Source organism: Paenibacillus dendritiformis (genome assembly GCF_945605565.1).
In the GTDB taxonomy this organism is placed as follows: domain Bacteria; phylum Bacillota; class Bacilli; order Paenibacillales; family Paenibacillaceae; genus Paenibacillus_B; species Paenibacillus_B dendritiformis_A.
In genome coordinates, this window is the sequence record NZ_OX216966.1 from 809069 (window position 1) to 828572 (window position 19504).

The following is a 19504-nucleotide window of genomic DNA, read 5'->3' on the forward strand; positions in this document are numbered from 1 at the left end:
TCACGATTTGGTAAATACGTAACACCGAAAAATGGAGGGTTCTGCACAAAAGCTTTATATTTGGAAGATATAATGAAAAAACAATCCCGATCAAAGAGCAAGCACCCGTGCGCTAATTGATCTGACCGTCGATTTCCGCTACGATGGTTACAATGAGGAATAGGCACTTCGTTGCCTGCGTAGACGAGGAGCGGGAACGGTTGGAGTGCGGGAGACGAAGGAGTGAACAGAATGGCCAAGAGAGTAAAAGTGGCCGAGATGGTGGAGCAGTTCCATCTGGAGGTACTGGCCGGGGAGCAGGGGTTGAAGCGGCCGATTACAGTGGATGATTTGCATCGCCCTGGCCTGGAAATGGCGGGTTACTTCGAATACCACCCGAAGGAGCGCGTTCAACTCCTCGGCAAGACCGAGCTTGCGTTTTTCGAGACGCTGACTCCAGAGGAGAAGCGGGATCGGATGTATCATTTCTGTTCGGAAGAGATGCCCTGCATCATCGTGACGCGGGGATTGGATGTGCCGGAAGAGATTATCGCCGTATGCCAGGAAGAAGACGTGCCCTTGCTGCGGACGCAGCTGGCGACGACGATTCTCTCCAGCCGCATTACGAGCTTCCTGGAGAAGAAGCTGGCGCCGACGACGACAATTCACGGCGTACTGGTCGATGTCTATGGCGTCGGCATGCTGATTACCGGGGGGAGCGGCATCGGGAAAAGCGAGACGGCGTTGGAACTGGTCAAGCGCGGCCATCGCCTGGTCGCCGACGACGCGGTCGAGATTCGGCAGACATCGGACAACCAGCTGCATGCCTCAGCACCGGAGCTGATCCGGCATTTGCTGGAGATTCGCGGCATCGGCATCATTAATGTCATGACGCTGTTCGGAGCCGGCGCCATCCGCAACAACAAGCGGATCAGCGTCGTCATTCGCCTGGAGAACTGGCAGCAGGATAAGCAGTATGACCGTCTTGGCCTGGATGAGGAGACGACGCGCATCATCGAGACGGATGTACCGCTCGTCACCGTGCCGGTGCGTCCCGGACGGAACCTGGCCGTTATCATCGAGGTGGCGGCGATGAACTTCCGCCTCAAGCGGATGGGCTACAATGCGGCGCTTCAATTCACGAACAAGCTGACCGAGACGATCGCCGAGGATATGGAAGACTTTGATTAAGACTCGTAGTCTCAACCTATAAGGAGTGTGGATGGATGGCAACGATGTTGCTGGACCCGGTGGCATTTTCGATCGGCGCGATCAAGGTGCACTGGTATGGCATTATATTAGGCACAGCCGCGGTAGTCGGCTTGCTGCTGGCAATTCGGGAAGGCAAAAGATTTGGAATTTCTCAAGATTTTTTCATGGATTTGCTGCTGTTCGGCGTGCCTTCCGCCATTATCGGGGCGCGTATCTATTACGTTGCCTTCAAATGGGATGATTATAAAGATAACTTATTGGAAATCTTTAAAATCTGGCATGGCGGAATTGCAATCTATGGCGCATTAATCGGCGCCGTGATTTGCGCGCTTATCTATGTTAGAAAAAAAGGGTACTCCTTCTGGCGCATCGCGGATTTTTGCGCGCCGGGTCTGCTGATCGGACAAGCGATCGGACGCTGGGGCAACTTCGTCAATCAGGAAGCGTACGGAGGACCTACAACGGAAGCGTTCCTGCGCGACACGCTGCATCTGCCGAACTTCATCGTCAACCAGATGAATGTGAACGGAACGTTCCATCATCCGACTTTCTTGTATGAGTCGCTGTGGAGCTTCGTCGGCGTGCTGCTGCTGTTCGGCTTCCGCCGGCTGCGCGGCGTCCGCAGCGGGGAAGTATTCATCGGCTACCTGATCTGGTATTCGATCGGCCGATTCTTCATTGAAGGGCTGCGTACCGACAGTCTGGCCTACCAAGGATCCGGATGGGTGGAATCGATTATCGGCACACTATGGTCGCCGATGCAGATCGTATTCGAGCCGGGGTATCTCGATCCGAATTACGGCAATGTGCGGATCTCGCAGCTGCTGGCCATCTTCCTGATCGTCGGCGGCATCGCGCTTATCGTCATCCGCCGGGTAACCGGCGCTTCGAAGGTGCTGTATCGGGATCCGATTGGTTCGACGAAGGCGGCACCAGTTATCGAAGCGGCGGAGCGCGGCGCGAACGACGCCGGAAGCAAGACGGACGCGGAAGCTCCTGCGAAGCCGCGGTCCGATGAGGAAGCCTCCTCTTCCCGGGACGGGGCCGAGGATAAGCCTGAATCGGCAGAGCCGCCTGCGGCTGCGGCAGAGGAACGTGACATAAAGGAGAAATAGCATAATGATTCGTACCGTATTATTCGATCTGGACGGAACGATTATCGATACCAATGAACTGATTATCGAGACCTTCCTGCATGTGCTGCTGGAACGCACGCCGACTCCGCTGACACGGGAGCAGATTATTCCGAGCATGGGAATGCCGCTCGAATATCAGCTGCGGAAGTTCAGCGGATTGGACGATGTGGAGGAGCTCAAAGCCGCTTACCGCCGCTACAATATATCCCGGCATGATGAGTTGGTGCGCGAGTTCCCGCATGTGAAGGAAGTGATCGGCGCCTTGCACGAGGGCGGCATCCAGCTCGGCATCGTCACGACGAAGATGCGCGAGACGACGGAGCGGGCCTTGCGCATGTTCGGCTTGCTGGATCAGATGGGCGTCGTCGTCACGATCAACGATGTCCAGCATGCGAAGCCGCATCCGGAGCCGGTGCTGCTCGCCATCGAGAAGCTGAGGGCCGATCCGGCGACGACGCTCATGGTGGGCGACAGCCCGGCCGATATCCAGTCGGCCAACGCGGCCGGTGCCATCTCCTGCGGCGTTGCCTGGTCGTTGAAGGGCGAAGCGGTGCTTCGCCAATATGAACCGCGCCATATCATTCATGATATGCGCGATATATTGAGACTCGTCGGATGGGAGCGGGAATCCAAGTGAGAGATGTGGAGCGGCACCCTGTCGAAGGGCCGAACAGCCTGTGGCAAATATACCGGTCGGTAAGCCCATGGAAGGGCGTCTGGAACTTCATCTGGGTTCAATTCGCCCGTTACTGCCCTTCGGTGCGGCTCAAACGATGGATTTATGTGCATATCTTGAAGATGAAAGTCGGCCGCCATACGGCCTTCGGGCTGATGGCCATGGTCGATGTCTTCTTCCCGGAGTATATCGAGGTTGGGGACAACACGATTATCGGCTACAATACAACACTGCTCGCCCATGAATATTTGACGAAGGAATACCGTCTCGGCAAGGTCCGCATCGGCAGTCATGTAATGATTGGGGCGAACAGCACCATTCTGGCGGGCGTGACGATTGGCGATCATGCGGTGATCGCGGCCGGGACGGTTGTGCATAAGGATGTATTGCCCGGTCAAATGGTTGCCGGCAATCCGATGCGGGTGATCCGCGAAGCACATCCGGCTCCCGGCGGGGCAGACGGATCGGGCGTCGAATAATGAACCGGCAGTCGTGTGGCAGGCTGCCGGTTTTTCCTGTTGCCGGCGGTGGCGGCTGCTTCGCTATTTGCTTTTTATTTTTTCAGTAAAATAAGAAAAGCGAGAAATGATAAGAATTGGTAAATATGCTAATGTTGGATAGATTCAGCAAAGAGATGGTGTAGAGGATGAAGGGAATGGGGATGAGACGTGCCGCAGGCGCGGTGCTCCTGATTGCTCTGCTGTGTGTCGCGCTGTTCATAGATATTGACAGGAAGGATATCGATAGCCGCCCTCTCGTCTGGAAGGGACAATCAGGAGAAGGGGAATACGCGCTCCAGGCGGGCGGCGAATGGTATATCTCGGCAAATGCGCTGCAGCAAGCATACGGAGTGGACGTACATATCGTCGATGAAGGGAATGAGCTTCAGCTGTTCCCGACGACGAGACCGGAATCGCAGTGGGATTATCAACCGGTTTTTTATGAGGGTCAGGTTATTACGTTAATGTACCATAATGTGCAGAAGAACCCGGACAATGTCACGTTTATCTCGCCGGAGCAGTTCGAGGAGCAGCTGCAGGCGATTATGAGCAGCGGGTTTCATTTTATATCCATGGATGAATATATCGATTATATGGTGAACGGCGCGCCGGTTCCGGCGAATGCCGTGCTGCTTACCTTCGATGACGGGTACGAGTCGTTCTATACGGAAGTGTATCCGGTGCTGCGGAAGTACCATCTTACCGCCACGAATTTCGTTATCGTCGGGACCATTGACAATCCGAAGCAGACCAAGCACAAGAAGCTGTCCTGGGCGCAAATGCGGGAGATGAAGGAGCATGGAATGAGCTTTTACAGCCATACCTATAATTCGCATGCGTACCGCCCGGTGAATGAACGGGGCTATCTTCGCCCGATGCTGACCTGGAAGATGTATCTGAAGAAGGAAGACCGTAACGAAACCGAAGAGGAATATGAGGAGCGGATTCGCCGCGATCTGGCCAAGGCGGAGAAGGTGCTGAAGAAGGAGTTGGGCAATACGAACAGCTTGCTGGCATTCCCGTTCGGCGCCTATAACAGCAAGGTGCTGGCGATTTGCCGCGAACTGGATATTCCGATTACGTTCACGGTTCGTCCCGGGATTAACGGGCGGAACAACTCGAACGGATTCCGCATTAATGCGGGGAACCAGCAGATTGCGACGCCGAAGCTTATCGAGCAGATGCGCAACCGGGGCGCGCATACGAAGGTGGCCCGCGTCAAGCCGAGCCGAATCATTACCTGGAACGGCGCGGAGCTGGTGCTGTCTGTCCCTCCTCTCGTGAAGAACGGGAAATGGTATATTGCGCTCAAAGATTTGCAGCATCATTTCCGGTTGAGCTACGAGATGAGAGATGCGGATCGCAGCATTGAATTGTTCCCGGGGCAATATTCGGATAAGGGCATAGAATATACCGCCACGCGTAAACTTTACTAGTCGAATCTTCCACTATAAGCGATGTTTTCGGTTGAGGTTAGGCCGATTTTGACATATAATGTTATGTTGTAACTATTTTTCATTTCGCAACTTGCAATCATAAATAATGAAGGAGCAGGCGCTGCCGGTCTATACGAGATTGGCCGCGCCTGCCTGATCAGATGCTTGCCGGCCGGCAGGTGTCGGAAAGGAAGGACAATGAGCCGCAAAGAGCACATTACTGCCATTCCTATTGTGCGAGCGCTGGCCATGATTGGCGTCATCAGCGTGCATTCCACATCGCAGGCAACGGTAGATATGGTTGATTCGAACTGGTATTATCTATACAACTTTTTCAACATCTTTTTCAAATACGGCACGCCGACCTTCATTCTGCTGAGCAGCTTCGTGCTGTTCTACAACTACGGCGGACGGGACAAGCTGGAGCCCGCCGTGCTGGGCAAGTTCTACCGGAATCGCCTGTTGTATGTCATCATTCCGTATGTCGTCGCATCGATTGGGTACTTCCTGATGCAGCATATGATGTATTACCGTACCCGCGGCTTCGAGGATTCCATGTATTCGTTTTTCACGAAATTATTGACCGGCTCCGCTTATACGCACTTATACTTTGTCTTTATCAGCATTCAGTTCTATATCTTGTTCCCATTGATGCTCAAGCTGTTCCGCTCCAAGACGATATTGGCCTGGTCGATTCCGCTGGGGCTGCTGCTGCAGTGGGGCTTCGTGCTCTGGAACAAGTATGACCTCCAGATTGTAAATAAAGGCAGCATTTCGCTGTCTTATGTCAGCTATTATTTCCTCGGCGCCTATGTCGGCCTGAACTTCGAGAAAATTCGACCGTGGCTGACGTCGCTCGGGCAGAAGGGCAATCCGCTCCGCTTCCGGATCGGGTCCCTCGCGCTGTGGGGCGCTTGGCTGCTGTTCGCGATGCTTCATGTTCAGGTCTGGTTCTGGTCGCGTTCGACCAACGAATGGACCAACTCGCTGGTCTATGAGATGCTGTGGAATTTCCACACGCTCACATCCGCCATCGTCCTGATGCAGCTGGCCTTTTTCCTGGAACGGAAGCTGCCGGACTGGCTTCGCAAAGCTCTTATGCAGCTGGGGGATCTGTCCTTCGGCATCTACCTGCTGCATCCCGTCTTCCTTGCCTTGTACCGCAAATACGCCTGGCATGGAGGCGGCTCGCTTGCATACATGCTGTATATCGCGGGAGGCTATGCCGTCGCGCTTGGCTTGTCCTGGCTCGTCGTCTATGCGGCATTCCGCTTTATCCCGTTCGCCTGGGTCGGATTTGGCGCCGTGCCGCGCAGCTTCAAGGCGAAGCGGGCGCCGCAGCAGAAATCGGGTTCCATCACCCCGGGAACAAGCGCATAAGGGATGACTCATCGGACCGTCTGCCGTCGCAGACGGTCTTTTTGGCATTGTCCGGCAGCGATGGGGGAAGACCCGCCGAGGGATTGACGATGACGGCGATCCGTGATAATATTACCTTTAAATTTTTACTTCATTTTGCTAATAAATTAACTTGGTAGTACTGTACCATATTAAAGTAAAGAGTTTATAAATACGGGGTGAGTCCATGTCGAAGCCGAGAATGTTCGAGAAGCCGTCCGGCGTACGGGATTATTTGCCGGAAGCGGTTCGCAAGCTAAGAGAAATCGAGCGGAAGGTGCTCCATACGATGGAGTGCTGGGGATATGCGCAAATTATTACCCCGACGATGGAATTCTATGACACGGTAGGGACGGCCAGCGCCACCTCCGATCAGAAGCTGTTCAAGCTGCTGAACCAGCGCGGAACGCCGATGGTGCTGCGCTCGGATATGACGGGGCCGATCGCGCGCGTCGTCTCTTCCTTGCTCGGGAAGGAGCCGTTCCCGATCCGCCTGTCCTATCATGCCAATGTGTTCCGGGCGATGGAGGAAGAGGCGGGGCGGGAAGCCGAGTTCTTCCAGACGGGCGCGGAGCTGGCGGGCGACGGTTCGCCGGAGGCCGATGCGGAGGTGATCGCGCTGGCTATCGCCTGCCTGAAGGCCTCGGGAATCGAGCGGTTCAAGGTGGCGATCGGCCATCACGGGGTTGTGCAGAGTCTGTTCGAGGATGCGCTGCCTGGGGATGAGGAGAACCAGCTGCGCTTGAAGCAGCTGCTTATTCAGCGCGACGTGGTCGGCTACCGGGCGCAGGCAAGCCTGCTCGGGCTGGATGGCGAGCGGATCGAGCCGTTGGAGGCGCTGCTGCAGCTCCGGGGCGGTCGCGCGGTGCTGGACCAAGCTCGCGCGCTGTCCGGCAAGCCGGAGATGGCGGCTTCTCTTGCTCATTTGGAGCAGGTATGGGAGGTGCTGGAGGCGTATGGGATTGCGGAGCATCTGCTGCTTGATTTGACGATGTTGGGGGACTTTTCTTATTATACGGGCACCATTTTTGAAGGATATGCCGCAGACATGGGGTTCCCGGTCATGAGCGGCGGGCGTTATGACCATTTGCTGCAGCAATTCGGCCGTCCTGCTCCGGCGACGGGCTTCGCGCTCAAGACGACGCGCATTATCGATGCCTTGTCCCGGCCTGGCGAGAACGAAGAGGAGCAGGCGAAGCCGGTGCTGATTCAATATGAGGCCGCCAGACGAGCGGATGCCTTGGCGGAAGCGGCCCGGCTGCGGGCGGAAGGCGTCATTGCCGTCACCCGGTTGCTCGGAGACGATGCTACGGGAATGACATCCCGGGAAGGGTCGGATGCGGAAGGCCAGCCGCAGGACGGCCGTTACCGCGAAGTGCTCACCTTCGTGCAGCCGTGACGCAGAAGAGATGGCGGGAACGAGGCCGGAAGCGGGAATTGCGCTTCGCCTCGCATTCCGCGTGAAGACAGGAGGGATACGATGCAGGATTGGTTGAAGGTGGCTATGCCGAAGGGGCGTATCTACAAGCAGGCTTCCACGCTGTTCCGCGATGCGGGGCTGCCGGTGCCCGAGGATGAAGAGGATTCCCGCAAGCTGATCATCGATGTGCCGCAATCGCGCATGCAGTTCATCATGGCGAAGCCGGTCGACGTTCCGACTTATGTCGAATACGGGGTTGCGGATGTCGGCATCGCCGGCAAAGATGTGCTGATGGAAGAGAACAAGGATGTCTATGAGCTGCTTGACCTGGGCATTGCCCGCTGCCGGATGTCGGTGATCGGCCTTCCGTCCTGGAAGCCGTCCATTCATCTGCGGGTCGCGACGAAGTACCCGAATGTCGCCTCGAAGTATTTCCGGGAGCTGGGACAGCAGGTGGAAGTGATTAAGCTGAACGGATCGATCGAGTTGGCTCCGTTAATCGGGCTGGCGGATCGGATCGTGGATATGGTCGAGACCGGCAAGACGTTGAAGGAGAACGGGCTGGTGGAGCTGGAAGAGATGTTCGGGATTACGAGCCGGCTTATTGCGAACCGGGTCAGCTACCGGATGAAGAACGAAGCGATTCAGCAGCTATGCGACCGGATTCAGCGCGTCGTGCCTCTGCAGCTGTAGGCGGTGCGGGCCAGTCCGCTTCACGCTTCGTCGAATCGGGATCGAGGGTGCCTGCAGCGAGTGCTCCCGAATCGTAAGTTGGCCTTGGGAGCTGGTTATGGCGGATTGCGTGAGATATGGAAGGATAGATAGAACTGCAGGAACGCGGGCGATCGGCCCTGCCGCCGGATGGAGCCGGCGATGTGCCGGACGCGCGCGATATATTTCAGGAGAGGACGGGAGGAGCAGCATGCGGATTATCGAAGCAGCGGATTGGCGTGTTGAGCGCAAGGTAGATTACGGAACCCGGGAGCAGTTGGAGACGGTTCAGGCGATTATCCGGGATGTGCGGAAGGAGGGGGATGCGGCGGTCCTCCGCTATACCGGACAGTTCGACCGGATGGAGCTGGCTTCGGCGCAGCTGCGCATCGCTCCGGCGGAGATTGAGGCGGCCTACGGGCAAGTGAAGGACGCCTTCCTCGCCGCCTTGCGCGAGGCGGCCGCGAATATCCGCGCCTTCCACGAGAAACAGAAGCGCACGTCATGGATGGATGTTCAGCCGGACGGTACACTGCTGGGGCAAATTCTGCGGCCGCTGAAGCGGGTCGGCGTCTATGTGCCCGGCGGGAGCGCGGCTTATCCTTCCTCCGTCCTGATGAACGTCATTCCCGCCCAGGTCGCGGGCGTGCCCGAGATCGTCATGGTCACGCCGCCATCGACCGGCGGCCAGGGCGGCATCGATCCGCATATTCTGGTCGCGGCGGCGGAGGCCGGCGTGAAGGAGATTTACCAGGTTGGCGGGGCGCAAGCGATCGCCGCTCTGGCTTACGGCACGGAGACGATCGCCCCGGTCGACAAAATCTGCGGGCCCGGCAATATTTATGTCGCCCTCGCGAAGCGCGAGGTGTACGGCGCGGTCGATATCGACAGCATCGCCGGCCCTTCCGAGATTGTGGTCTTGGCGGATGCGACGGCGACGCCGGCCTATGTGGCGGCCGATCTGTTGTCCCAGGCCGAGCATGACGCGATGGCATCGGCCGTGCTCGTCACCGACTCGCGCCCGCTGGCGGAGGCGGTGGCGGCCGAGGTGGAGCGCCAGCTCGCCTCACTGCCGCGCCGGGAGATCGCGGCGAAGTCGCTGGAAGAGTACGGTGCGATCGTGGTCGTGCCCGGACTGAAGGAAGGCGTGGAGCTGGTCAACCGCCTCGCGCCGGAGCATCTGGAGATTATGACGTCCGACCCGATGGAGTGGGTAGGCGCCATCGAGAATGCCGGCGCGATCTTCCTCGGCGAGCACAGCTCCGAGCCGGTAGGCGACTATTACGCCGGGCCGAACCATATCATTCCGACGAATGGCACGGCGCGCTTCTCTTCACCGGTCGACGTCGATATGTTCATGAAGAAGTCGAGTCTGATCCGGTACAGCCGGGAGGCGCTGCAGCGGGACGGGGAGCGGATTATGGAGCTGGCCCGCCACGAAGGTCTGGAGGCGCATGCCCGCGCGATCGGAATCCGGCTCGGGCAGATGAAGGAATAGAACACCGGCCGCCAGGGCGGGGGAAGCTGTCCGGCGGGCGACACCGCAATACAGCATACATGAGAAGAAGGGCGGAACGATCAATGGAATATGGAACATTGCAATCGCGGGAAGCGGCCATTGCCCGCAAAACGAATGAGACGGATATACAGTTGTCGTTCAATGTAGACGGAAGCGGCACAAGCCGCCTGGAGACGGGCGTGCCGTTCCTGAACCATATGCTGGACCTGTTCGCGAAGCATGGCCAATTCGATCTCACGGTCCGGGCGGATGGAGATACGGACATCGATGACCACCACACGGTGGAGGACATCGGGATCTGCCTCGGCCAGGCGCTGCGCGAGGCGCTCGGGAACAAGGCGGGCATCCGGCGCTATGCCTCGGTCTTCGTTCCGATGGACGAGGCGCTTGCCCAAGTCGTCATCGATCTGAGCAACCGGCCTCATTTCGAGCACCGCGCGGTCTATCCGGCTGCCCGGGTCGGGGCGTTCGAGACCGAGCTGGTGCATGAATTTCTATGGAAGCTGGCGCTGGAGAGCCGGATGACGCTCCATGTGATCGTTCATTACGGGCAGAACACGCACCATATTATCGAAGCCGTATTCAAGGCGCTCGGACGGGCCTTGGATGAAGCGACCGCGATCGATCCGCGCGTGCAGGGCGTTCCGTCCACCAAGGGAGTGCTGTAAGCGATGATTGCGGTAGTGGATTACGGAATGGGGAATCTGCACAGTGTCAGCACGGCGGTGGAGCGCCTCGGCTATGAAGCCGTCATCTGCCGCGAGCCCGTGCAGCTGGCCGAGGCCGACGGCATCATTCTGCCCGGCGTCGGCGCGTTCGGCGATGCGATGGAATCGCTGAAGGCGACCGGTCTGGGCCGGGCGTTCACGGAGGCGGTGCAGGCCGACAAGCCGGCGCTCGGCATCTGCCTCGGCATGCAGCTGCTCTTCGAGGAAGGGGAAGAGCACGGCCGCCACGCCGGTCTCGGGCTGCTGCCCGGCCGGGTCGTCCGCTTCCAGGGCGGCCATTACAAGGTGCCGCATATGGGCTGGAACCGGCTGCAATGGGAGCAGCCGGATCATGCGCTGACTGCCGGGCTGGAGGAAGGGCATGTCTACTTCGTCCACTCGTATCATGTGCTGGCCGAGAAGCAGAGAGATGTCATTGCGACCTGCCAATACGGAGGCCAAGCGGTGACGGCGATGGTCGGCCGGGGCCGCCTGTACGGGATGCAGTTCCATCCCGAGAAGAGCGGGGAAGTGGGCCCGCGTCTGCTGGAGCGGTTCCTCCGTCTTGCCGAGGGTCCGGGAGCGGCCCGGGAGTGATTTGCGATCCGGGACCGAAAAGGGTTGGTTGCCGAGGCTCTATTGTCGAAGAGGTCTGTCGCGAAGGAGAAGGAGAAGGAGAAGGAGAGGCGAAGGCGGAGGCACGGGTAAGGAAATGCGCGAGGCATGAGCGGGAAAAGTGCGGTGGGGGCGATGGGCGAAAGCTGCAAACGTGCGCGGTATGGGCGATGATGGGGGAAAGCTGCAAGAGTCAGGCTGTTGGAAAACCCCTTTTTTTGCGAAGGGGTGGAGATGGTCCATTTTCCTCATCGAAACTTGGCTCTCAGAGCGTTTTTAAATCGACTTTTTCTACCGGGTGAAGAGAGCCATCACAGGTAAAAAGTCCCATAGACTACTCAATAGCCTGATTTTTACGGGATCCAAGCGACCGCGTCGGATGCTGGGGGCATCATCGCCTTCAGGAAGCATTATCGGCCTGTTGGAAGCATCGTTGCCTCCTGGGGCTTGGATGTGCGGAGGAAATAATTGCTGCTATTTTACAGGAATTTCGGCTTAATGAGTCCACATCCCGAGGAATTGCTGCAAATCTACATCATTTTAGGCCCTTTTGCTTCAAGCCGAAGCGAAACGGGGGAAATTCCTGTAATTTTGCAGGATTCCCTTTCTGGAAAAGTCGTCCATATCGAATTGCTGTATTTATGCAGGATTTCGCTTACCGAATAGGCGTGGCTGGAGAATTCGTGGAGTTTTGCGGATTTCGCCTGCCGGATGGGCGTGTCTAGGGAAATGGTGCAGTTTTCAGGCCGGTAGAAATATCCATTTCCTACTCAAAACTTCTTTCTCAATAGCCTGAAGAGTGCAGTTTTTTTGACTGTTTCTGCTGTGAAAAGAAGAATTTCCTGCAGCGTTGCATCAATTTCGTGAAATAAAGGGTGGATTGCGGAAAGCATGGGCAAAATGATGTATTTTTGCAGGATTGGCGTCGAATACGCTTGCCCCAAAAAACAAAACTGTAATTTTGCAGGATTGGTGGGGCAGCGGGAGCGCGTGTAGGTGTTGCATCCGAAGAGAGGAAGTATGTCAGAACGGAAACGCAAGGGGTTCAAGTAAAGGGGTTTGAGTGGCGTTTGAGTGACAAGGGAGGGTAACCGTATGACGGCATTTACAATCTATCCGGCGATCGATATTCGGGGAGGGCGCTGTGTCCGGCTTGTGCAGGGCGATTACGGCCAAGAGACGGTCTATGATGAATCTCCGCTCGATGTGGCCCGCCGCTGGGAGCGGGAGGGTGCGTCCTGGATTCATCTCGTCGATCTGGACGGCGCAAAGGCCGGGCATCCGGTCAATGACCGGCTCATCGGGGAGATCGCCCGCACCGTCGGCGTGCCGGTGCAGGTCGGTGGCGGCTTGCGGACGCGGGACGATGTGGAGCGTCTGCTGGAAAAGGGCGTGGCGCGGGTCATTCTCGGCACGGCCGCGATTGAGGATCGCGCGTTCGTTGAAGACGTGCTGTCCCGGCACGGCGGCCATGTCGCGATCGGCATCGATGCGCGCGACGGCTATGTCGCGACGCGGGGCTGGCTCGAGACGTCGGAGGTGCAGGCGGAAGCGCTGGCCTGCCAGCTGGCTGAAGCGGGTGCGAAGACGTTTATTTTCACCGATATTTCCCGCGACGGCATGATGCGGGGGCCGAATGTGGAGGCGATCACGGCGTTGGCCCGGGCTTGCGGCCAGCAGGTCATCGCCTCGGGCGGCGTCAGCAGCATGGCGGATGTGGAGACACTGGCCGCTCAGGCGAGGGAAGGCGTCAGCGGCGCCATTATCGGCAAGGCGCTGTATACCGGCAGCGTTCGCCTGGAGGACGCGGTCCGGCTGGCCGAAGCGGCCGGAAGCAGCGGGCGCTAGCCGCCGCTCTAAGCTGCCGATGGCCGATGCGGCCTGACCTGAGGGTCTGAGCGTCTGAGGAATGGACAGCCGCTGCGGATTCCATGATAACGAATGCCTGCGAGGAATGGAGGAATGCAAATGTTAGCCAAACGAATCATCCCTTGCCTCGACGTCAAGGACGGACGGGTCGTCAAGGGCGTTAACTTCGTGCAGCTGCGCGATGCCGGCGATCCGGTGGAGCTGGCCGCCCTGTATGATCGGGAAGGCGCCGATGAGCTGGTCTTTCTGGATATTTCCGCTTCGGTGGAGGGTCGGGCCACGATGGTCGAGGTTGTCCGGCAGACGGCGGCCGAGATCTCGATTCCCTTCACGGTGGGCGGCGGCATCGGACATGTCGATGATATGATGCGGATTCTGCGCGCGGGCGCGGACAAGATCGGAATCAATACGGCGGCGGTGCAGCAGCCGTCCCTTATTCGCGACGGGGCGCGCCGCTTCGGCTCGCAGTGCATCGTCGTCGCGGTGGACGCCCGCTACCATGAGGAATGGGGCGAATGGGAGGTCTATATTCATGGCGGACGCACGTCAACTGGTCTCCGGGTGTTGGAATGGGTCCGGGAGGCCGAGAAGCTGGGCGCCGGCGAGATTCTGCTGACGAGCATGGATTCGGACGGAACGAAGGACGGCTTCGATATTGGGCTGACCCGCGCTGTGTCCGATGCGGTCGGGATCCCGGTTATCGCTTCCGGCGGTGCCGGGCGCGCCGAGCATTTCCTGGAGGCGTTCCAGCAGGGCGGGGCCGATGCGGCATTGGCGGCTTCCATTTTCCACTATAAAGAGGTGTCGGTACAGGAAGTCAAAGAAACGCTGCGCCATCAAGGAGTGAATGTGCGATGACAGAATCGAGAGTGACAGCCGGGCTGACCGCCTATGGAGAGGCGTTGGCGGATCGCATCCGCTGGGACGGACAGGGGCTTGTTCCGGCGATCGTGCAGGATGCGGGGACCCGGGAGGTGCTGATGATGGCCTATATGAACCGGGAGTCGCTTCTGAAGTCGTGCGAGACGGGGGAGACGGTCTTCTGGAGCCGCTCCCGGAAGGAGCTGTGGCATAAAGGCGCTACCAGCGGCAACACGCAGCGCATTGTCGAGATGGCCGCCGATTGTGACGGGGATACGCTGCTTATTCAGGTGATCCCGAATGGTCCTGCATGCCATACGGGCAGGTATACCTGCTTCGACGGAGACCGCAGCGATACTGCTCCGCTGTCTGAAGCGCCGGAGGCAAGGGGGGCGATGAGGGCCGGGGTTGGTGCAGGGGATACAGCAATGGCTGCCGAGCCGTACCGGGTGCTGGCGGAGTTGGAGCAAATCATTGCCGAGCGTGAGGAGGAGCGGCCCAAAGGGGCGTATACGACGTATTTATTTGATTCCGGACTCGATAAAATATTGAAAAAGATCGGCGAAGAGAGCGCCGAGGTGCTGATTGCTGCCAAAAACGGCGACAATAAAGAGCTGACCGGCGAGGCCGGGGATTTGCTCTTCCATCTGCTTGTGCTGCTGCGCGAGCGGAAGCTGCCGTTCTCGCAGGTGTTGAATGAGCTGCAGCGCCGGCACCAAGGGCCGCGCCGCGATACCTATAATGCGGACGGCAAGATCAAGCCTTCAACTGAATCGTAAGCAGCTTCATGGGCGGACGCCTGTTCCTTTAATGCGGGGAATAGGGGCCGCTTTTTTGCGTAACAGGAGGAGGATGCGCCCTTGACCGAGACTGTCTGCGCGGGATGCGGCCGACGCGGGAGTGATGCCAGAGTTGCTTGCCCGGGACCGAAGGTTACGTTATAATATATTTAGAATTATTATTATTTAATAATAGAGATTATCTGATGACTGAATTGCCTCTCTCTTGCGGTAAGAGAATGCCATTCGCATCCGCCCCGGGACGGCTCGACGAAGGGGTGGGGGAAGGCGCGTCATTATGGTATACTGAAGGTTATGTATACAACGATGATGCGGCAGGAGGTGCCTTGGCGATGGCAGGAGAGAAGCCACATCGAACCGGCAGGGACAACGTGGATACGCACGGCAATGTCGTGATGTTCCCGGTAGATGCGGCCGCGTATTCCGATCGCGCGGTAAAATTATTAGATCGGCTGCAATATGACAAGGCATTGCGGTATTTCCGCAGAGCGGTCGAATGCGAGCCCGGCGATGCGATTCACCAGTGCAATCTGGCTGGGGCATTGGCAGAGACGGGGCGCTTCGAGGAGTCGAATCTCATCCTCCGCCATATTGTGAACGAGCTCGATCCATCTATGAGTGAATGTTATTACTATATGGCGAATAATTTCGCTTATCTTGAATGCTACCAGGAGGCGGAGGCGGCGCTCGATATTTACTTGGCGCTGGATCCGCAGGGAGCATACGGCAGCGAGGCCCACGAAATGAAGGAAATGCTTCATGACGAGATGAATCGGCCCGGAGCGTACCCGGGAGCCCGGCCGCCCGCCAATGCGGCGGCCTTCGAAGAAGCGGCGCGAGGCTTGAAGGAAGCCGCGGCCGCTTTGAACCAGGCAGCGGAGTCCGAAGGAAGCGGCGAGCCGGCGAATCCGTCCGGACAAGCCCGGGAAGCGCAGAGCGGACAGGAAGCCGAGCATCAGGAAGCCCGGCGGATGATGGAAGAAGGCCGGTTCGTGGAGGCAGGGCGCATTCTTGAGCGGCTGCTTCAGGCGGATCCGGACGATCTGCCTGCCCGGAACAATCTGGCGCTTGCCTATTATTATATGGGCTTCTTCAAGGAATCCTGCGAGATGCTTCACCAGGTGCTCGCGCTGGATCCCGGTCATATGCACGCCCTGTGCAATCTTGCCATATTCGAGCGTCAGGCCGGGCGAACGGAACAGGAGCGGGAGTTGATAGAGCGGCTGGCGAAGCTGCAGCCGTTCCATCGGGAGCCGGCCTTCAAGCTGGCGAACACGCTGGGCATTCTCGGCCGGCATGAGGAGGCTTACCGTCATCTGCGGCGCCTGCTCGCGACCGGATCGCCTGCTGAGCCAGGCGTCTATCATTGCGCGGCGGTCGCGGCCTGCCATCTCGGCCGGTACGATGAGGCGGCAGGATGGTGGGCGGCCTGCCGGCGCCTGGATCCGGAGAGCGGCATCGGGTCGTACTACCTGGAGCTGCTTCAGCGGCGCGCGGGAGGCCTTCCGGATCCGGTGCCTAGTTATCATTACCGTATTCCTTATGAAGCGAAGGCGCGTTCCGGACGACGGGCGGAGCGGTCCGCGGCAGCGGAACGGAATGTCCGGCATGAAGCCGGGGAACCGGGGGCGGCCGCGGAATGGGAACGGCAGTTGAAGTCGGATCCGCTCGTCCGCTCGTCCTTGTTCTGGGCGCTGCGCTCGGGCGACTCCGCGACGAAGCTGCAGGCGCTTCAGGCGCTGAGTCTGATCAATGACGAAGAGGCGAAGCAGGCGCTCCGGGGGCTGCTGCTCGATCCGGAGCAGGATGGTTACGTGAAGGAATTGACCCTATATGTCCTGCGCTTGCTCGGCGTAGAGGATGCGCTTGAAGTGGAATGGGACGGCAAGAAGCAGCTCGTGGACGGGTATCATCTGATAAGCGGGCTCCCGATCTGGGAACCGGACTGGCAGCAGGTGATCGATGCGATCCGGACCGGGATGAACGGCCGGTATGACATGATTCAGATGCATGATGCGGAGAAGCTCTGGATTGAATTTCTCCGTCGGTCATATCCTAATGAAGTGCCGCGCATTGCGAAGGCGGACAGCTGGGCGGCGGCGATTGAATATATTATCGCGAAGAAGCACGGCCACCCGATAACCTGCAGCGAGGCAGGGGGACGGTACGCGGTATCGGCCGCGACGGTCGCCAAGCATGCCAAGCGCATGGAAGAGGCATTCCGCGCAGAGGCAACCGAGAAGAACATCTACCAATAGACGCGTTTTCCCAAGTTGATAACCGGGCGTGTTCACAAAGTCGCTTTTGAGCACCTAAAATGTTTCCGCAGGAAACATGCATCGGAAGCATATGCTCTTCGAAGGTGGTTGCAGGATTCGATACTGAGTTGCGCTCCGAATCCCTTTGTGATCAAAAGCGGACTTTTGGAATAACCTCTAATAGTGAAGGAGGCCTTTTAATATGGAGAAGAAAGTATATAAATCGGTCGTTATCGGAACAGGACCTGCAGGGTACACGGCGGCGATCTATCTGGCGCGCGCCAATCTGAATCCGCTCGTAATCGAAGGGCCGCAGCCGGGAGGCCAGCTTACGACGACAACCGATGTAGAGAACTTCCCTGGGTTCCCGGACGGGATTATGGGCCCTGAACTGATGGAAAACATGCGCAAGCAGGCAGAGCGCTTCGGCACGACGTTCGTTACCGGGTGGGTGACGGAGATCGATACGTCGCAGCGACCGTTCAAGCTGACGGGCGAAGGTCTGGAGGACATCTGGGCCGAGACGCTCATTATTTCGACCGGAGCCAGCGCGAAATATTTGAACATTCCTGGAGAGCAGGATAATATCGGCAAAGGCGTCAGCGCATGCGCTACCTGCGACGGCTTCTTCTTCCGGGGCAAAAAAATCGTCGTCATCGGCGGCGGAGACTCGGCGATGGAGGAAGCTAACTTCCTGACTCGCTTCGCATCGGAGCTGACGGTGGTACACCGCCGCGATGAGCTGCGCGCCTCGAAGATTATGCAGGACCGGGCGCGCGAGAACGAAAAGATATCCTGGGCTCTGAACCGGACGCCGCTGGAGGTGCTGGCGACGGGCATGGGCGTTACCGGCCTCAAAGTGCGCAACAACGAGACGGGTGCAGAGGAAGTCATCGAGACGGACGGCCTGTTCGTCGCGATCGGGCATAAGCCGAATACCGATTTCCTGCGCGGCAAGGTAGATCTCAACGAGCACGGCTACGTTATCGTGAAGCCGGGCACGACGGAGACGAGCGTCCCTGGCATCTTCGCGGCCGGCGACGTGCAGGACATGAAGTACCGCCAAGCGATTACCGCGGCCGGTTCCGGCTGTCAAGCGGCGCTGGATTGCGAGAAATTCCTGGAAGGCAGCATGGTGCATGATTGGAGCACGACGTTGGGGTAACCGTTCCGCCGGGCATATCGGGGAATCAGAAGCCAGCCTTCCCGGTACCGATAAAGTAGATCTTTTGCAACATTTTCATTGTCGAGACGGAGCCTGCGGGCTCCGTATTTGATCCCGCGGGCGTGACGGCGGCACTCGTGCGGAATCGGCCCGGGAAGAGCCTTGATCGCCTCTGCGGGCAGGCCGCGCACGCCTTGACCTGTTTACAGCGTTCGCGTATAGTGGGTACTGAAGTAACATACGATTAAGGATACGATTACAAGTATAAAGGTGGATGACGCATGTCTGAGCAAATCTACGTGGGTGTCGATTTGGGCGGAACGGCTATCAAGGTTGGCATTTGTGATGCGGAAGGCCGGCTGCTGCAAACGTTTGAAGGTCCGACTGAAGTTGCCAAGGGCCCCGATACCGTCATAGACAACATTGAGAACTATATTCGCCGAATCGTGGAGGAGTCGCCTTACGATTGGAGCCAGGTGGCTGGAATTGGTGCGGGGGTCGCTGGGTTTACGAATGTGAAGGAAGGCGTTATCTTGTTGGCGCCCAACGTAGGCTTCAAGGATGTGCCGATTCGTGCCATATTGGAAGAGCGGTTGGGCAAGCCGGTCAAGATTGACAATGATGCCAATGTGGCTGCCTTGGGAGAAGCCTGGAGCGGCGCGGGTAAAGGCATCGACAATTGCGTCTGCTATACGCTGGGAACCGGTGTCGGCGGCGGCATTATCATCAACGGGAAGATTGTACAAGGATTTTCGGGTATGGCCGGAGAGCTGGGCCATATCGCCGTCATTCCGGATCTGGAAGCGATTCAGTGCGGCTGCGGCAAGATGGGCTGCCTGGAGACGGTATCCTCCGCAACCGGCATCATCCGCATGGCGAAGGACGCGGTAGAGCGCGGCGATCGCACGTCCCTGTCGCTGCTGGAGGACATCGCGGCGAAGGATGTGTTCGATGCGGCAAAGGCTGGAGACGAGGTTGCCGTCCGCATTATCTCGCGCGCAGCCTTCTACTTGGGCAAATCGATGGCTGCGGTGGCGGTCACCTTGAATCCGGAGCGCTTCATTATCGGCGGCGGCTTGTCGAAGGCGGGCGAGTTCTTGTTCGAGCAAATCCGCGAGACGTTCAAGAAGCTAACACCTGAACCGGTTACGCGCGGCGTATCGATCGTACCGGCTGAGCTAGGCAATGATGCGGGTATGATTGGTGCGGCTGGATTGTTCTTGCGTTCGTAATCGGCATTCG

18 protein-coding genes are annotated in these 19504 nt (G+C 58.3%); all 18 read left to right on the forward strand.

Annotated elements, in window-relative coordinates; all coding sequences use genetic code 11:
* Positions 1-231: 231 nt before the first annotated feature.
* The 18 genes from hprK (at position 232) to NNL35_RS03660 (ending at position 19494) form a co-directional block, all read left to right on the forward strand.
* Positions 232-1170 (forward strand): HPr(Ser) kinase/phosphatase, encoded by a 939-nt coding sequence (hprK, locus tag NNL35_RS03575; RefSeq protein ID WP_006678921.1) that lies wholly within the window; start codon positions 232-234, stop codon positions 1168-1170.
* Positions 1171-1205: 35 nt separating this feature from the next.
* Positions 1206-2306, forward strand: coding sequence for a prolipoprotein diacylglyceryl transferase (gene lgt / locus NNL35_RS03580; protein ID WP_006678920.1), 1101 nt, complete (start codon positions 1206-1208; stop codon positions 2304-2306).
* 4 nt (positions 2307-2310) lie between these two features.
* Positions 2311-2964 (forward strand): pyrophosphatase PpaX, encoded by a 654-nt coding sequence (gene ppaX, locus NNL35_RS03585; protein ID WP_006678919.1) that lies wholly within the window; start codon positions 2311-2313, stop codon positions 2962-2964.
* On the forward strand, positions 2961-3482 hold the full coding sequence (locus NNL35_RS03590) for an acyltransferase (protein ID WP_006678918.1): 522 nt from the start codon (positions 2961-2963) through the stop codon (positions 3480-3482). The genes ppaX and NNL35_RS03590 overlap by 4 nt, the downstream gene beginning before the upstream one ends.
* Before the next feature lie 176 nt (positions 3483-3658).
* Positions 3659-4939, forward strand: coding sequence for a polysaccharide deacetylase family protein (locus NNL35_RS03595; protein WP_006678917.1), 1281 nt, complete (start codon positions 3659-3661; stop codon positions 4937-4939).
* A gap of 198 nt (positions 4940-5137) precedes the next feature.
* A complete protein-coding gene (locus tag NNL35_RS03600; RefSeq protein WP_006678916.1) occupies positions 5138-6319 on the forward strand; it encodes an acyltransferase in 1182 nt (393 codons plus the stop codon).
* Between the two features lie 205 nt (positions 6320-6524).
* Positions 6525-7736 (forward strand): ATP phosphoribosyltransferase regulatory subunit, encoded by a 1212-nt coding sequence (locus tag NNL35_RS03605; RefSeq protein WP_006678915.1) that lies wholly within the window; start codon positions 6525-6527, stop codon positions 7734-7736.
* A gap of 81 nt (positions 7737-7817) precedes the next feature.
* Positions 7818-8450 (forward strand): ATP phosphoribosyltransferase, encoded by a 633-nt coding sequence (gene hisG / locus NNL35_RS03610; protein ID WP_006678914.1) that lies wholly within the window; start codon positions 7818-7820, stop codon positions 8448-8450.
* A 229-nt stretch (positions 8451-8679) separates the two neighbouring features.
* A complete protein-coding gene (gene hisD, locus NNL35_RS03615; RefSeq protein WP_006678913.1) occupies positions 8680-9966 on the forward strand; it encodes a histidinol dehydrogenase in 1287 nt (428 codons plus the stop codon).
* An 83-nt stretch (positions 9967-10049) separates the two neighbouring features.
* Positions 10050-10655, forward strand: a complete 606-nt coding sequence (gene hisB, locus NNL35_RS03620) for an imidazoleglycerol-phosphate dehydratase HisB (protein ID WP_006678912.1) — start codon at positions 10050-10052, stop codon at positions 10653-10655.
* Between the two features lie 3 nt (positions 10656-10658).
* On the forward strand, positions 10659-11291 hold the full coding sequence (gene hisH, locus NNL35_RS03625) for an imidazole glycerol phosphate synthase subunit HisH (RefSeq protein ID WP_006678911.1): 633 nt from the start codon (positions 10659-10661) through the stop codon (positions 11289-11291).
* A gap of 516 nt (positions 11292-11807) precedes the next feature.
* A complete protein-coding gene (locus tag NNL35_RS03630; protein ID WP_254552884.1) occupies positions 11808-11975 on the forward strand; it encodes a hypothetical protein in 168 nt (55 codons plus the stop codon).
* A 429-nt stretch (positions 11976-12404) separates the two neighbouring features.
* The gene (gene hisA / locus NNL35_RS03635; RefSeq protein ID WP_006678153.1) at positions 12405-13157 is read left to right on the forward strand and encodes a 1-(5-phosphoribosyl)-5-[(5-phosphoribosylamino)methylideneamino]imidazole-4-carboxamide isomerase; all 753 of its coding nucleotides are present in this window, start codon (positions 12405-12407) and stop codon (positions 13155-13157) included.
* 120 nt (positions 13158-13277) lie between these two features.
* Positions 13278-14036 carry an imidazole glycerol phosphate synthase subunit HisF gene (gene hisF, locus NNL35_RS03640; protein WP_006678152.1) on the forward strand — a complete coding sequence of 253 codons (759 nt, stop codon included), beginning with the start codon at positions 13278-13280 and terminating at the stop codon, positions 14034-14036.
* Positions 14033-14818 (forward strand): bifunctional phosphoribosyl-AMP cyclohydrolase/phosphoribosyl-ATP diphosphatase HisIE, encoded by a 786-nt coding sequence (hisIE, locus tag NNL35_RS03645; protein WP_006678151.1) that lies wholly within the window; start codon positions 14033-14035, stop codon positions 14816-14818. Before hisF ends, hisIE begins: the two co-directional genes overlap by 4 nt.
* A 353-nt stretch (positions 14819-15171) precedes the next feature.
* The gene (locus NNL35_RS03650) at positions 15172-17097 is read left to right on the forward strand and encodes a tetratricopeptide repeat protein (RefSeq protein ID WP_006678150.1); all 1926 of its coding nucleotides are present in this window, start codon (positions 15172-15174) and stop codon (positions 17095-17097) included.
* Positions 17098-17299: 202 nt separating this feature from the next.
* Positions 17300-18262: a thioredoxin-disulfide reductase gene (gene trxB, locus NNL35_RS03655; protein ID WP_006678149.1), complete on the forward strand. Its 963-nt coding sequence runs from the start codon at positions 17300-17302 to the stop codon at positions 18260-18262.
* Between the two features lie 281 nt (positions 18263-18543).
* Positions 18544-19494: an ROK family glucokinase gene (locus NNL35_RS03660; RefSeq protein WP_254552930.1), complete on the forward strand. Its 951-nt coding sequence runs from the start codon at positions 18544-18546 to the stop codon at positions 19492-19494.
* Positions 19495-19504: the final 10 nt, after the last annotated feature.